13 protein-coding genes are annotated in these 14011 nt (G+C 66.6%); 8 read left to right on the top strand and 5 right to left on the bottom strand.

Annotated features, from left to right (window positions below):
* The first annotated feature begins 25 nt into the window (after window positions 1–25).
* Window positions 26–1081 carry a fatty acid desaturase family protein gene (locus CVUC_RS07220; RefSeq protein ID WP_096032217.1) on the top strand — a complete coding sequence of 352 codons (1056 nt, stop codon included), beginning with the start codon at window positions 26–28 and terminating at the stop codon, window positions 1079–1081.
* A gap of 57 nt (window positions 1082–1138) precedes the next feature.
* Window positions 1139–2143 (top strand): sterol desaturase family protein, encoded by a 1005-nt coding sequence (locus CVUC_RS07215; protein ID WP_096032218.1) that lies wholly within the window; start codon window positions 1139–1141, stop codon window positions 2141–2143.
* A gap of 3 nt (window positions 2144–2146) precedes the next feature.
* On the opposite strand, the gene CVUC_RS07210 is transcribed toward CVUC_RS07215, so the two are convergent.
* Genes CVUC_RS07210 through CVUC_RS20355 form a run of 3 tightly spaced genes read right to left on the bottom strand, consistent with a single transcriptional unit; the run spans window position 2147 to window position 4839 of the window.
* Complete coding sequence (locus CVUC_RS07210) at window positions 2147–4048, bottom strand: monovalent cation:proton antiporter-2 (CPA2) family protein (protein WP_096032219.1); 1902 nt, start codon at window positions 4046–4048, stop codon at window positions 2147–2149.
* A gap of 3 nt (window positions 4049–4051) precedes the next feature.
* Entirely contained in the window at window positions 4052–4633 is a 582-nt protein-coding gene (locus CVUC_RS07205; protein ID WP_096032220.1) for an NAD(P)H-dependent oxidoreductase, read from the bottom strand.
* Window positions 4633–4839 (bottom strand): hypothetical protein, encoded by a 207-nt coding sequence (locus CVUC_RS20355; protein WP_233279801.1) that lies wholly within the window; start codon window positions 4837–4839, stop codon window positions 4633–4635. Before CVUC_RS20355 ends, CVUC_RS07205 begins: the two co-directional genes overlap by 1 nt.
* Here CVUC_RS20355 and CVUC_RS07200 point away from each other — a divergent pair.
* Together CVUC_RS07200 and CVUC_RS07195 are read left to right on the top strand one after the other, a co-directional pair.
* Window positions 4742–5452, top strand: coding sequence for a CoA transferase subunit A (locus tag CVUC_RS07200; RefSeq protein ID WP_096032221.1), 711 nt, complete (start codon window positions 4742–4744; stop codon window positions 5450–5452). The two genes, CVUC_RS20355 and CVUC_RS07200, sit on opposite strands and share 98 nt — an antisense overlap.
* Window positions 5452–6093, top strand: coding sequence for a 3-oxoacid CoA-transferase subunit B (locus CVUC_RS07195; RefSeq protein ID WP_096032222.1), 642 nt, complete (start codon window positions 5452–5454; stop codon window positions 6091–6093). Before CVUC_RS07200 ends, CVUC_RS07195 begins: the two co-directional genes overlap by 1 nt.
* Here CVUC_RS07195 and CVUC_RS07190 read toward each other — a convergent pair whose 3' ends face one another.
* Window positions 6094–7083 (bottom strand): DJ-1/PfpI family protein, encoded by a 990-nt coding sequence (locus CVUC_RS07190; RefSeq protein WP_096032223.1) that lies wholly within the window; start codon window positions 7081–7083, stop codon window positions 6094–6096.
* Between the two features lie 80 nt (window positions 7084–7163).
* Window positions 7164–8738, bottom strand: a complete 1575-nt coding sequence (locus tag CVUC_RS07185; RefSeq protein ID WP_096032224.1) for an ArnT family glycosyltransferase — start codon at window positions 8736–8738, stop codon at window positions 7164–7166.
* A 187-nt stretch (window positions 8739–8925) separates the two neighbouring features.
* Here CVUC_RS07185 and CVUC_RS07180 point away from each other — a divergent pair, with 187 nt between their 5' ends.
* The 4 genes from CVUC_RS07180 to CVUC_RS07165 all read left to right on the top strand — a co-directional run bounded on the left by CVUC_RS07180 (window position 8926) and on the right by CVUC_RS07165 (window position 13927).
* Window positions 8926–11337, top strand: coding sequence for a TonB-dependent receptor (locus CVUC_RS07180; RefSeq protein ID WP_164468040.1), 2412 nt, complete (start codon window positions 8926–8928; stop codon window positions 11335–11337).
* Between the two features lie 159 nt (window positions 11338–11496).
* Window positions 11497–12504 carry an agmatine deiminase family protein gene (locus tag CVUC_RS07175; protein ID WP_012639908.1) on the top strand — a complete coding sequence of 336 codons (1008 nt, stop codon included), beginning with the start codon at window positions 11497–11499 and terminating at the stop codon, window positions 12502–12504.
* Window positions 12504–13382, top strand: coding sequence for an N-carbamoylputrescine amidase (aguB, locus tag CVUC_RS07170; protein ID WP_096032226.1), 879 nt, complete (start codon window positions 12504–12506; stop codon window positions 13380–13382). The genes CVUC_RS07175 and aguB overlap by 1 nt, the downstream gene beginning before the upstream one ends.
* Window positions 13379–13927: a GNAT family N-acetyltransferase gene (locus CVUC_RS07165; protein WP_096032227.1), complete on the top strand. Its 549-nt coding sequence runs from the start codon at window positions 13379–13381 to the stop codon at window positions 13925–13927. Before aguB ends, CVUC_RS07165 begins: the two co-directional genes overlap by 4 nt.
* The last annotated feature ends 84 nt before the right edge of the window (window positions 13928–14011 follow it).

Genomic DNA, 14011 nt, shown 5'->3' with positions numbered 1-14011 from the left:
TTCAAGGGCGCGGCGCGAGGAAGACGTGGCGAAAACGGCGAGCGATATCAGTCTGACCCGGCAGGCCATGAGCCTGACCGAGGACCTGATGACGCCGAACGCGGCCATCTACTGGACCGACCTGGCGATTTCGGCTGCGGTCATGTGGGGCGGCTTCCTGATCGCCGCGACGACGTCCAGTCTCGCCCTGGGTCTTGGCGCCGCGCTTCTGAGCATGCTCGCGCTCTACCGCGCGCTCAGCTTCATCCACGAACTGACCCACATTCGCGATGACGAGGCCCCGGGCTTCCGCGTCGGCTGGAACGTGCTGGTGGGCGTGCCGCTGATGACGCCGTCCCTGATGTACGAGGGCGTGCACAACATCCACCACATCAAGGATCGGTTCGGGACCAGGCTGGACCCGGAGTACCTGCCGCTGTCGCGCTTCACGCCGCTGAAGCTGGCGGGCTTTCTCTTCATCGCCCTGCTGGCGCCGCTGGGCGTGATCCTGCGCTCGGCGATCCTGATCCCACTGTCGTTCCTGGTTCCGTCGCTGCGCCGCTATCTGAAGACCAAGCTGTCGGCGCTGATCATCAATCCCGACTTCGTCCGCGAGGATCTGGGCCGCTGGCGCAAGGCGTGGGTGATCCAGGACGTCGCCTGCTGGCTCTGGTCATGGGCGGTGATCGCGGGCTTGGCCTTGGGCGTCGTTCCCGTGCGCGTCGTGCTGACGGGCCTGGCGATCTTTTCCCTGGCCACCTTCCTGAACCAGGCGCGCACCCTGGTGGCCCACCACTGGGACAATGACGGGGACAAGATGACGCTCGAGGAGCAGTTCCTCGACTCAGTCAACGTGCCGCCGCCGAACCTGGCGTCCGCGCTATGGGCGCCGGTCGGTCTGCGCTACCACGCCCTGCATCACCTGTTGCCCCGCCTGCCCTATCACAACATGGGCAAGGCCCACGCGCGGCTGGTCGAGGCGCTGGGAGCGGACTCGCTCTATCATCGGGCGTCCGAGCCCGGCCTCTTCGAGGCGCTGGGCGATCTCTTCCGCCGCGTTCGCCAGAAGAACGCTGAAGCGCGGAACCAGCCCGCGCATTAAGCGGCGGTTGAGGCGTCTTCGCTAAGACGGGTCCGTTTCACACGGAGACCGCAGGGCGTGGGCATCGCGCAGCCAGGGTTTGACTTCGCCGCCGCCGGTCATCGGCTGGTCGCGCCTCTGCTCGACACCCTGCTGCCGCTGGGTTCGACCTTTTCCCTCGCATCCCTGATCTGCGCGCTGCTGATCGCCACGGCTCATGTGGTCTCAAGCCGCCGCACGCGCGGCCGTCGGACCTCGGTGCGCCTGCTGCTCCGGGCGTTGTTTCCCCGCAAGGTCTGGCTGACGGCGTCCAGCCGCCTGGATCTCGTCTTCTTCGTGTTCAACGTCTGGTGCGCGGGCATCTTGCTGGGCGCAGCGCTTTTGTCGGGCCAGGCGATCACCAAGGTGTTGTCGGGATGGCTGGGGGCGAACCTCGGCGAAGGGCCCCTCGCAGCCACCCCATGGCCCATTGTGGCGGTGGTGGGGACGCTCGCGGGCTTCCTGGCCTACGAGCTTGGCTACTGGATCGATCACTGGCTGAGCCACAAGGTCAAGTTCCTGTGGGCCTTCCACAAGGTCCATCACACCGCCGAGGTGCTGACGCCGCTGACGGTCTATCGCGTCCACCCCATCGAGAGCCTGAAGTTCGCCAACATCGCCGCCCTGGCCACCGGCGGGACCGGTGGCGTGCTGGCCTGGGCGTTCGGCCCGGCCTGGCACCAGCCGTTGATCTTTGGTCAGAACGCCATCTTCCTGGTGTTTGCGATGAGTGTGATCCACCTGCAGCACTCGCACGCCTGGATGACGTTCCGGCCGTTTGGAAAGTGGCTGCTCAGCCCCGCCCACCACCAGATCCACCACTCGGCCGACCCGGCCCATTTCGGTAAGAACCTGGGCAGCTGTCTGGCCGTTTGGGACCGGCTGTTCGGGACGCTCCATGTTCCCGATAAGCGCCCGGCGTCTCTGACCTTCGGCGCCGTGGCGACCGACCCCCACAGCCTGACGGGCGGCTTTGCGACGCCCTTTGTCGAGGCCTTCAAGGGCGAGCCGATCCCCAGGGCCGTTCCGCTGCCTGCGGAGTAGGGGTCAGTCGGCGCCTTCCTGCTGAGCCCGTTCGCGCAGCTCTTCGTCCAGGCTGGCCGTATCCCAGGCGCCGCTGACGTCGCCGGGGCGCATGCGGTGAAGGTCGGCGTCCAGCAAGCGGTCCATGGTCTTGGCTGCGTCGCGCGAGGCCAGGATATAGGCCTCCTCCTGCCCCCACATCGGTCGCAGCTCCTCGAACACCCGACGATCGTGGCGGCGGAAGAAGGCCGCCGCGCGATGGGCGCGGTGAGCGCGGAAGCCCAGCTTCTGCAGGGCCGTGGCGCCCAGGGTCAGGGCGGATTCAAAGGTCTCGCGCTCGACCGCGTCGGCGCCGTTCGAGAGCAGGTCGTAGGCGTGGCGACGGTCCCAGGCCCTGGCCAGGATGGTCAGGTTGGGGAACGCCTTGCGGGCGGTCTCGACCAGTTCGACGGTCTTCTCGCGGTCATCCAGGGCCACGATCAGCATCCGCGCCCGGTCCGCGCCGGCCTGGCGCAGCAGGTCCAGGCGCGTGGCGTCGCCATAGTGCACGCGCCGGCCAAAGCGCCGCAGCAGCTCGATCTGCTCGATATCGGTGTCCAGCACCGTCGACTTGAAGCCGTTGGCGGCCAGCAGACGGCCGGTGACCTGCCCGAACCGGCCAAAGCCGGCGATGATGATGTCGGGCTCGCCCTCGTCGAAGTCGCCGGTGTCGGGCGTGACATCGGGGATCGCCGCGTCCATCAGGGCCGCCACCCGCTCGTAGAGGATCATGGCCACGGGCGTCAGGGCCATCGAGACGGCGATGGCGGCGGTCAGCAGCGCGGCTAGCTCGGCGCCGATCACCCCGGCGCCGACGGTGAAGGTCAGCAGCACGAAGGCGAACTCGCCGCCCTGGGCCAGCGCCGTAGCCACCGCCAGGGCCCCGCGCTTCTGCGCCCCGAACAGCCGGGCGATGCCGTACATGACCAGGAACTTCAGGACCATCAGGCCGATGACCAGGCCCACCAAGGTGAGGGGTTGGCGCGCCACCAGCGGCAGGTCGACCCCCGCGCCGACGGTCATGAAGAACAGGCCCAGCAGCAGGCCCCGGAACGGCTCGATGTCGGTTTCCAGCTCGCGGCGGAATTCGCTCTCGGCCAGCACGACCCCGGCGAGGAAAGCGCCCAGCGCGGGCGAGAGGCCGACGGTCTGCATCAGGCTGGCCACGGCCACGACGATCAGCAGGGCCGAGGCGGTGAAGATCTCGCGCAGGCGCGCCTTGGCGATGAAGCGGAACAGCGGACGCACCAGATAGCGCCCGCCGCCGACCACGGCCGCCACGGCGGCGAACACCGACAAGGTCTGAGCCCAGACCGGTAGGGTCGCCACGAGGCTGCCGCCATGGCCGCTGGCTTCGGCCGCGTGCTGGGGCGCGCTGATGGCCAGCAGGGGCAGAAGGGCGAACAGCGGAATGACCGCCAGGTCCTGCAACAGCAGTACGCCGAAGGCCGCCCGGCCGACCGGCCCCTGCCTTAACCCCTTCTCGTCCAGGGTCTGCAGCACGATGGCGGTGGAGGACATCGCCAGCACCAGGCCAACGGCCAGCGCGGTCTGCCAGGGCAGTCCCAGGCCCAGCGCGACGGCGGCGATCGCCAGAGCCGTGCCGACCACCTGGGCTCCGCCCAGGCCAAAGATCGCCTTGCGCATGTCCCACAGCGTCGAGGGCTGAACCTCAAGGCCGATCAGGAACAGCAGGATCACGACGCCGAACTCGGCGAACTTCATCACGTCGGCCTGGTCGCCGACGAGCGACAGAGCGAACGGACCGATCAGTACGCCGGCGATCAGGTAGCCCAGCACCGAGCCGAGCCCGAGCCGCTTGGCGATCGGCACCGAGACGACGGCGGCGCCCAGATAGACGAGGGTCTGGGTCAGGATGTTTTCCATGGCTCAGGCCTCCGTCTTGGCCGGGAGCAGCGAAGCGACGCGGGCGCGGTAGCGTTCGGCCTCGGCCTTCAGCGCCGCATCGTCCTTGACCGCCGCGCCATGCACCACGAAGGGCGTCTCCCAGACCATGCCGCACAGATGCGCCGTCTGTTTGAGGGGGCGCAGGAACTCGTCCATCGAGAAGCGGTTGTAGCCGTGGGCGTGATAGGCTTTCGCGCCGGCGCCGGTGGTGCAGGCCACGAACAGTTTCTTGCCCTTCAGAGCCTCGCCGCCCTCGCCATAGGCGAAGCCGTGCAGCCAGACCAGATCCAGCCACTCCTTCATCAGGGCGGGCGTCGAGTACCAGTAGAGCGGGAACTGTAGCGCCACGACGTCATGGGCGCTCAGCGCGGCCTGCTCGCTCTCGATGTCGATCACGAAGTCGGGATAGATCTCGTAGAGATCCTTGAAGGTGACGCCGGAAAGGCCCTTGGCCGCCTTGGCCAGAGCCCGATTGGCGCGAGACCGTTCAAGCGCCGGATGGGCCAGCACCAAAAGCACGCCCGAGGTGGCGGGCGTCATCTGGCCGGTGCTAGCGTTCGTCATCAAGCAGCCCTTCGGGAAAATAATTCATCAAGGGTTGAATTTATTCGCGGCTCGGGCGACACGCTGCGCCCAGCGCCAGACGTATAAGTCTGGGAACAGGGAGACACCATGGTCGACAAGGTGAAGAAGGACGCCGTCGAAGCCCTTGCCGGGCTTTTGTTCGACGGCATGACCATCATGGCCGGCGGGTTCGGCCTCTGCGGCATTCCGGAGAACCTGATCGCGGCGATCCGCGAGGCGGGAACCAAGGACCTCACGGTCATCTCCAACAACTGCGGCGTCGACGGCTTTGGCCTCGGAATCCTGCTCGAGAACCGCCAGATCAAGAAGATGGTTTCGTCCTATGTGGGCGAGAACAAGCTGTTCGAACAGCTCTATCTCTCGGGCGAACTGGAGCTGGAGTTCAATCCGCAGGGCACCCTGGCCGAGCGTATCCGCGCCGGCGGCGCGGGCATCCCGGCCTTCTTCACGCGCACCGGCTACGGCACCCTGGTGGCCGAGGGCAAGGAGACCCGCGAGTTCGACGGCGAGATGTATGTGATGGAGCGCGGCCTGACCGCCGACCTCTCGATCGTCAAGGCCTGGAAGGCCGACGCTGAGGGGAACCTGATCTATCGAAAGACCGCTCGGAACTTCAATCCGATGATGGCCACGGCGGGCAAGAAGACTGTCGTCGAGGTGGAAGAGCTGGTCGCGATCGGCGATCTGGACAAGGACGCCATCCACACCCCCGGCATCTATGTCGACCGCCTGATCAAGGGCGCGAAGTTCGAGAAGCGCATCGAGCGCGTGACCACTCGCCAGAAGGAAACCGCGTAATGGCCTGGACCCGCGACGAGGTGGCGGCCCGCGCCGCCCAGGAGCTGCAGGACGGCTTCTATGTGAACCTGGGCATTGGCATCCCGACCCTGGTGGCCAACCACATTCCGGAAGGCATGCATGTGACGCTGCAGAGCGAGAACGGCATGCTGGGCATGGGCCCCTTCCCCTATGAAGGTGAAGAGGACGCCGACCTCATCAACGCCGGCAAGCAGACGATCACCGAGCTGGACTCTAGTTCGTATTTCTCGTCGGCCGACAGCTTCGCCATGATCCGCGGCGGCCATATCGCCCTGTCGATCCTGGGCGGCATGCAGGTCTCGGAGAACGGCGACCTCGCCAACTGGATGGTGCCGGGCAAGATGGTCAAGGGCATGGGCGGGGCCATGGACCTAGTCGCCGGCGTCAAGCGCGTCGTGGTCGTCATGGACCACTGCGAGAAGTCGGGCGCGCCGAAGCTCCTCAAGCAATGCTCGCTGCCGCTGACCGGCGCCGGCGTGGTCGACCTCTTGATCACCGAACTGGGCGTCTTCGAGATCAATCGCGGCAAGACGCCGGTGAAGCTGATCGAGCTGGCCCCGGGCGTCACCGTCGACGAGGTCAAGGCCAAGACCGAGGCGGCGTTCGAGGTGGCCGTCTAGTCATTGCCCTAGCCAGTACGGGTGCTCCAGGGTGAGCGCCACATAGCGCGCCGTCGCCTTGCCATAGGCGGCGGCGATCGCTTTGAGGGCGGTGGTCGGATCGCCGTCCTTCGGGTCGATGGTCCGAGCCGCGCGCGGCGGCTTGGCGGGCGCGATGATCGTCAGGCCATGGCGCGAGGTCGCGCTCCGGCTGGCGAAGGCCTCCGACCGGTTGGTGCGCGACCAAGCGTCCAGGGCGGTGGCGAAGGCCAGGTCATCGAAGCCGTCCGCGATCCGCACCGCGACCTTCTCCGCCCGCCAGACGTTGAGCCAGCCCGCCAGCCCTGACATGGCCGCGTCGGTTCCGACGCGGAACGCCGCGCCGTCGTGCCGTTGGACGGGCAGGGGCAACTGGAGCCGCGCGGCCGTCTCCCGCATCACTGCGTCCCCGGCCAGATCGTGCAGCAGGGCCAGGCTGGCGGGAATGGAGGCTGTGACCCCGGCGGTGGTCGTGACAGGGCCGTCGACAATCCAGCGCTGGTCGCGCCGCCAGCGCACCTTCGGAAACGCCTTGGCCAGACGGTTCAGTTCGTACCAGTGGGTGGTGGCCTCACGGCCGTCCAGCAGCCCGGCCCTGGCCAGGGTTTCCGCCCCCGCGCAGATCGAGACGATCCGGGCGCCCGCCTGCGCCTGGGCGCGGAGCCAGGCGTCGCGGCTCGGATCATAGGCGGGCATGAGAAAGGGCACGATCACCACATCGGGTCGACGGGTCAGAGCGGCATAGGTCGTTTGCGGGCGAACCCAGGCCTGCCCGGGCATCAGCCGGACCGGCGCCAGGGTCGGCGCGACCACGCGGACATCGACGGCTCCTGACTCCGCCAGCACTGCATAGGGGGCGATCAGGTCCGTCGTCTCGACGCCTCGCTGGTCAGCCAGGATCACGACCAGCGGCTTGGCGACGCCGGGGGTGGCGGCCAAGAGAGCAAGCAGAAACACAAACAGTCGAACCATCGATACCTCCCGTGACGGCGGGAAGCATCGCTGCGAACGCTTGCGGGGAAAGGACGGTGATCCCTCGAAACCCGCCAGACCTAGCGCGCGGCGGTCTTGGGCTTGGGCGGCAGGCCGGTGATCGGATCGCGCGGCAGCGGCGCGAAACCCTCGGCGATGAACAGGTCAATCCGCCGCGACCGTGTCTTGTCCAGCCGCACGCGCGCGATCTGAAGTCCGGACACCGCCTTGAAGTCCTGTTCGATCTCGGGGCGATAACCGCCTTCCAGGCTGACGATCAGAGCGCGGCGGCCATAGTCGGCGTCGAGCGGGGTCTCGGTTTCGGCCTGGTTCTGGGGATAGGCCTCATGCACCCACATGCGCAGCGGCGGCGCGCCGGGCTGGCCGAAATAGTCGCGGCCGTAATAGGCGGCGGCGTTGTAGACAAAGCGGTCGTCCATCGCCACGGCGCTCAAGGGGCCGCGCAGCGCCTGCTCTTCGCGCACCCGTGCGATGACGGCCTCGACCGTCTGATCCCAGCCTCGCACCCGCTTGAAGCCGTTGGAAAGGCCCGCGGCGTCGGCGACCTTGGGATTGACCATGCACGCCACGAAGAACGCCGCGAACGCCGCCTGGAGAACAAGGCCGCCGATCAGCCAGCGACGGGCGTTCCAGCGCAGCAGCCAGCCGGCGACGATCACCGAGCCGGAGACAAAGGCCGCTCCCGCCCAGTTGGCGTTGGCCCGCGAGACGAACGCCTCGCCCGCCACCACGATCAGCGGCGGCAGGGCGAAGCACAGCAGCAGCAGGTCCGGCGATTGCAGCTTCCTCTTCACGCCCAGCCAGATCGCGCCGCCGATCAGGACGGCGAAGGGAACGGGGCCGAAGACGCCGAACTGCGAGCCGACGAACTCGATCAGCTCGCGGACATTGAACAGCTGGTGCGCGTTCCAGTTCGCATTCGCGGCGGTGTGCTTGACCGTCGAAAACTGGTTGGCGGCGTTCCAGAGAAGGTTGGGCGCCAGCACCAGGGCGAACGCGACGATAAACAGCCCGACGAGCGCGGGCGACCAGCGCCGCCGTGCCTCGGACGAGATCGCGAAATGCAGCGCCACGCTGCCCAGCGCATAGACCGCCGCATATTTGGACAGGAACGCCAGGCCCAGCGCCGCGCCCATGCCGGCCGCGAGCGCATAGCGTCGACGCGCCGAGGCGTCCGGCAGGCTGACATAGGCCCAGACCGTCAGGGACAGGAAGAACAGCAGCGGCGCATCGGTGGCGATCAGGCCGGACGACAGCACCACCCCGGGCATCAGGCTGTAGATCGCCGCCGCAGCAAGCCCAGCCCAGCCGCCATAGAGACGGCGGGCGATCCGATGGATCACCAGCGCTGTCGCACCGTGGAGAAAGGGCGCTGAGAGCCGCACCCAGGCTTCGGTGTCGCCGATCTGGGTCGTCGCCCAGATCAGCCAGGCGATCATCGGCGGCTTGGAGAAATAGCCGAAGGCCAGTTCCCGCGACCAGAGCCAGTACTGGGCCTCGTCAGGATAGAGCTCCAGCGGGGTGAGGAACAGCGCCGCCAGCCGCACGATCGTCAGCCCGCCGATCATCAGCAGGGTCAGCCGCCAGGCGCGGTTCTCGATCGGGGGTGACGAAGCGTCAGGAGCGGTCTGCATGACGCCTGATTAGCCAAGTAAAAAAAATCTGACCACTTCTTCCGCGTTTCCAGGGGTTTGTGACACTTTGTGGGCCGGCGTGGCCTTTCCGTCACCAAACCTTCTAAATCTTTCGATAAATGGCCGCCAAAGGCACGAAACTATGCGACCCAACGCAAGCGTGTTGATGAATGAGGGGTTCCTTCAGATGAACATGAAACATTTCGCCCTGGCGACGACCGCTCTGGTCGGCGCCCTGTCGGCATCCGGCGCGGCCATGGCCCAATCGACCGGCACCGAAGTCGTCGAGCAAGTGATCGTCACGGCTTCGACGGTCCGTAACCAGAACGGCGCCATCGTCGCCCAGTCGGTGCCGAAGGCTCGCTCGAGCATCACGCAAGACTTCATCTCCCGCCAGATCCCGGGCCAGACGATTCTGGACTCGCTGAACATGCTGCCGGGCGTCAACTTCACCAACAACGACGCCTTCGGCTCGGCTGGTGGTGACATCAACATCCGCGGTTTCGACTCGCAGCGCGTGGCCCTGCTGCAAGACGGCATCCCGCTGAACGACAGCGGCAACTACGCGATCTATCCGAACCAGCAGATGGACTCGGAGCTGATCGCCAAGGTTGACGTCAACCAAGGCACGACCGACGTCGACAGCCCGACGGCTGCGGCCGCCGGCGGCACGATGAACTACGTGACCCGCAAGCCCTACAACGACTTCGGCGTGACCGTCGAAGGCCAGTACGGTGAAGAAAACTTCCGCCGCTTCTTCGCGGTGGTCGACACCGGCAAGGTCGGTCCCTGGGGCACCAGCGCCTGGTTCAGCTACGCCAACGCCAAGAACGACATCTTCAACGGCCCCGGCAAGATCTATAAGCGCCAGTACAATGCGCGGATCTATCAGCCGATCGGCGACAACGGCGACTTCATCAGCCTGATCGCCAACTACAACCAGAACCGCAACAACTTCATCAACCGCATGAGCCTGGCGGCGTTCCAGTCGAACACCGGCGTGGGCTTCCGCGAAGACACCTGCGCGCGTCCGACGCCGGGCGCCGGCGCCCAGATCGAGACCAACCCGGGCACCTGCTACAAGTACAACATCAACCCGTCGAACACGGGCAACCTGCGTGGCCAGTCGCTGTTCCACATCGGCGAAAACATCATCATCACGGCCGACCCGTACTTCCAGTACACCCTGGCCAACGGTGGCGGTCGCGCCCTGTTCCGCGAAGACGGCTCCAACACCGGCAGCGGCCTGGTCCGTGGCTCGGCCCTGACCGGCGGTCTGGACCTGAACGGCGACGGCGACACCCTGGACACCGTCCTGGTCTACGGGCCGAACACGACCAACACCCGCCGCTACGGCGTCACCTCGTCGCTGATCTGGAAGTTCTCGGACAGCCAGAGCGTTCGCGCCGCCTACACCTATGACGACGCGCACCACCGTCAAACCGGTGAGTACACGCGCTTCAGCCAGGACATGCAGCCGACCAACGTGTTCGGCGGCAAGGATGGTTACGGCGAGCCGATCAAGACCGCCGATGGCGGGATCATGCGTCGTCGCGACCGCGTCTCGCAGGCGACCCTGAACCAGTTCTCGGCCGAGTATCGTGGCCGCTTCATGGAAGACAAGGTGCTGGTGAACGTCGGCGTCCGCGCGCCGTTCTTCAAGCGTGACCTGAACAACTTCTGCTACCAAGCCGATACGTTCAACGCCTACTGCTCGACTCAGGCCCCGACCGCCGTTGCGGGTTCGGACGACGGCGCCGGCCAGACCCTGGTCACCCTGCCGGGTCAAGGCACGACCCAGTACGGCCGTCCGCGCAAGTTCCAGCGCAAGTACGACGACGTTCTGCCGAACGTCGGCGTCAGCTACGAGCTGGCCAAGTATCAGACGGTCTACATCAGCTACGCCGAAACCATCTCGGTGCCGCGGACCGACGACCTGTATGACCGCAAGCTGACCCGTCCGGAGCCGGAAACGACCCAAGCCTACGACCTGGGCTATCGTTACCAGTCGCCGACCATCCTGTTCGCGGCCTCGCTGTACACGAACAAGTTCCAGAACCGCATCGAGCGCGCCTTCAACGAGCAGGACAACATCGCCTTCTCGATCAACGTCGGCGACGTCGTCTACAAGGGCTTCGACGCGCAACTGGGCTACAAGCCGGAACAGTATCTGAGCTTCTACGCCTCGTTCTCGTATATCGACACCGAGCTGAAGGCGAACATCCCGGGCACGACCCTGGGTTCGGTCCTGCCGACCAAGGGCAAGGAAGTCTACGAGACCCCGAAGTATCAGGGCGGCGTGGGCGTCAACTGGGACATCACCGAGGCGCTGAGCCTGGGCGTCAACGCCAAGATCGTCGGCGAGCGCTGGACCAACCTGACGAACACGGAAAAGGCGCCGGGCTACAGCCTGGTCAACATGGACGTGCGTTACGAGCTGGACGGCCTGGGTCTGAAGGACACCTACCTGCAGATCAACGCCCGCAACCTGTTCAACGAACGCTATCTGGGCGACCTCGCGGTCAACCCGAGCGGCACGGGCCTCGGCCAGCCGGGCGCGCCGCGCACGTTCGTGGCGACGATCCACGCGCGCTTCTAAGCGTCGGGATCCAAGACCTAGAGAAGGGCGGCCCGGTCGGGCCGCCCTTTTTCTTTGTCACCATCGTTTGCTAAGGAGGCTCGGCTTGACCCCGGCGTCGTGAGGGGCCATCTGCGCCCCCTTCGTTTTTCCCTGACCGCTTTCCACTGGGCTTGTCGAATGACCGTCACTGTTCCCGCCGAATGGGCGCCGCACCGCGCGATGTGGGTGGGCTTCCCGAGCCACGCCGAGCTTTGGCAGGAGGACCTGGAGCAGGCGCAGCAGGAAGTGGCTGATCTGGCGCGGGCCCTGGCCGGGCCGGGCGCCGAACGCGTGCGCCTGATGGTGGTGGGCGACGAGGCCGAGGCTGCGGCGCGCGCCCTGCTGTCCGACACCACCGTCGAGATCGTCCGGGGCCAGTTCGGCGACATCTGGCTGCGCGACACCGGCCCGATCTTCGTCGACGACGCCGGCAAGGCGGTGGCGGCCGGCTTCAAGTTCAACGGCTGGGGCGGCAAATACAGCCTCGAAGGCGACGACATCGTCGCCGAACAGATCGCCGCCGCCTCGGGCGCGCCGCTGGTGCGCAACGACTTCATTCTGGAAGGCGGGGCGCTGGACCATGACGGCAACGGCACGATCCTCACCACGCGCCAGTGCCTGCTCAACGACAACCGCAACCCCGGCTGGGACGAGGCCACGGCGAACGCCGCCCTGACGGAGGCGCTGGGCGCCAAGAAGGTGCTGTGGCTGGGCAAGGGCCTGAAGAACGACCACACCGACGGTCACGTCGACAACCTGGCCCGTTTCGTGGCGCCGGGCGTTGTAGCGTGTCCGATGGGCTATGGCCTGGATGATCCGAATGCGGACATCTATGGCGACACCGCCAAGATGCTGGCCGGCATGACCGACAGCCGCGGCTCGCCGCTGCAGGTCGTCCGCATCCCGTCGCCCGGCAAGCTGCTGGACGAGGACGGCGAGCCGATCCCGGCCTCGCACATGAACTTCCTGATCGCCAACGAGGCGGTCATCGTGCCGATCTACGCCGAGGAGTCGGGCGCGTTCGCCGTCGAGGTGATCAAGGGCCTGTTCCCCGAGCGTCAGGTCATCGGCCTGCCGTCCACCGCCATCCTGACGGGCGGCGGTTCGTTCCACTGCATCAGCCAACAAGAGCCGGAGACCGCCTGATGGCCCGCACGCTGAGCGTCGCCGCGATCCAGACCTCGTACGGCATGGATCTGCAGGCCAACATCAAGAAGACCGAAGGCTTCATCCGCGAGGCTGCGTCGAAGGGCGCGCAGGTCATCCTGCCGTCGGAGCTGTTCCAGGGACCCTACTTCTGCGTCGCCCAGGAAGAGCGCTGGTTTGCGCAGGCCCATCCGTGGCGCGAGCACCCGGTGGTCAAGGCCATCGCGCCCCTGGCCGGCGAGCTGGGCGTGGTGATCCCGATCTCGATCTTCGAGCGCGAAGGCCCGCACTATTTCAACAGCCTGGTGATGGCTGACGCCGACGGCTCACTGATGGGCGTCTATCGCAAGAGCCATATCCCCGACGGTCCGGGCTATATGGAGAAGTACTACTTCCGGCCCGGCGACACCGGCTTCAAGGTCTGGGACACCCGCTTTGGCCGGATCGGCGTCGGCATCTGCTGGGACCAGTGGTACCCCGAATGCGCCCGCGCCATGGCCCTGATGGGCGCCGAGGCCCTGTTCTACCCGACCGCGATCGGCAGCGAGCCGCATGACGCCAGTCTCGACACCGCCCTGCCGTGGCGGCGGGCCATGCAGGGCCACGCGGTCAGCAACATCATTCCGGTGATCGGCGCCAACCGCATCGGCTTCGAGCCGTGGGACGGCTATCCGAACGGCGGCCAGACCTTCTATGGCTCCAGCTTCATCGCCGATCATCGCGGCGATCTGGTCAGCGAGCTGGGCCGCGCCGACGAAGGCCTGGTCAGCGCGACGTTCGACCTCGACTTCCTGACGACGCACCGCGCGGCCTGGGGCTTCTTCCGTGATCGCCGGCCGGAGCTCTATACGGCCCTGGCCAACGGTCGCCCTGCATGATCGAGACCGACCGCCTGGTGTTGCGCCCGGCGGTCGACGCCGATCGGGACGCGATCGCCGACCTGAACGCTCGGCCCGAAGTGGGCGCTTGGCTGGGCGGGGTGCGTTCGCGCGCCGAAAGTGACGCCTTCGTCGATCGGGTTATGGCCCACGAGGCCCAGCATGGCTTCGGCTTCTGGGTGGTCGAGCGCAAGGCGGACGTCCGCCTTGTCGGCATGACCGGCGTCTGGCGGGTCCCGCCCGCGATGAACATGCCCGACACGACCGAGATCGGTTGGCGCTTTCTGCCCGAGGTTTGGGGACAGGGCTACGCCACCGAAGCCGCCGGAGCGGCGCTTGCGCATGGCTTCGGGGTCTTGAAGCGGCCGGAGATCATCGCCTTCACGGCCCGAACCAACCTCGCGTCCCAGGCCGTGATGCGCCGGATCGGCATGACGCCCGCGCCGGCGCGCGATTTCCTGCATCCCAGATTGGCGGAGGGCGATCCACTGCGGCCTCATGTGACGTTCGTGGCGCATCCTCAAGTCGGTCGCGACGGCGACTGAGGCTATCCGCCCACGGACCGACAAGAAGTTCTCCCGCGAAGTGAAAGCGGATTGACGGGAAGATATGTTATTTCATAACAGTTT

The sequence above is a fragment of the Caulobacter vibrioides genome (assembly GCF_002858865.1).
Classification (GTDB): Bacteria; Pseudomonadota; Alphaproteobacteria; order Caulobacterales; family Caulobacteraceae; genus Caulobacter; species Caulobacter vibrioides.
Note: the sequence above shows the minus strand (reverse complement) of the source record. Positions and strands in the feature narration are given on the sequence as shown.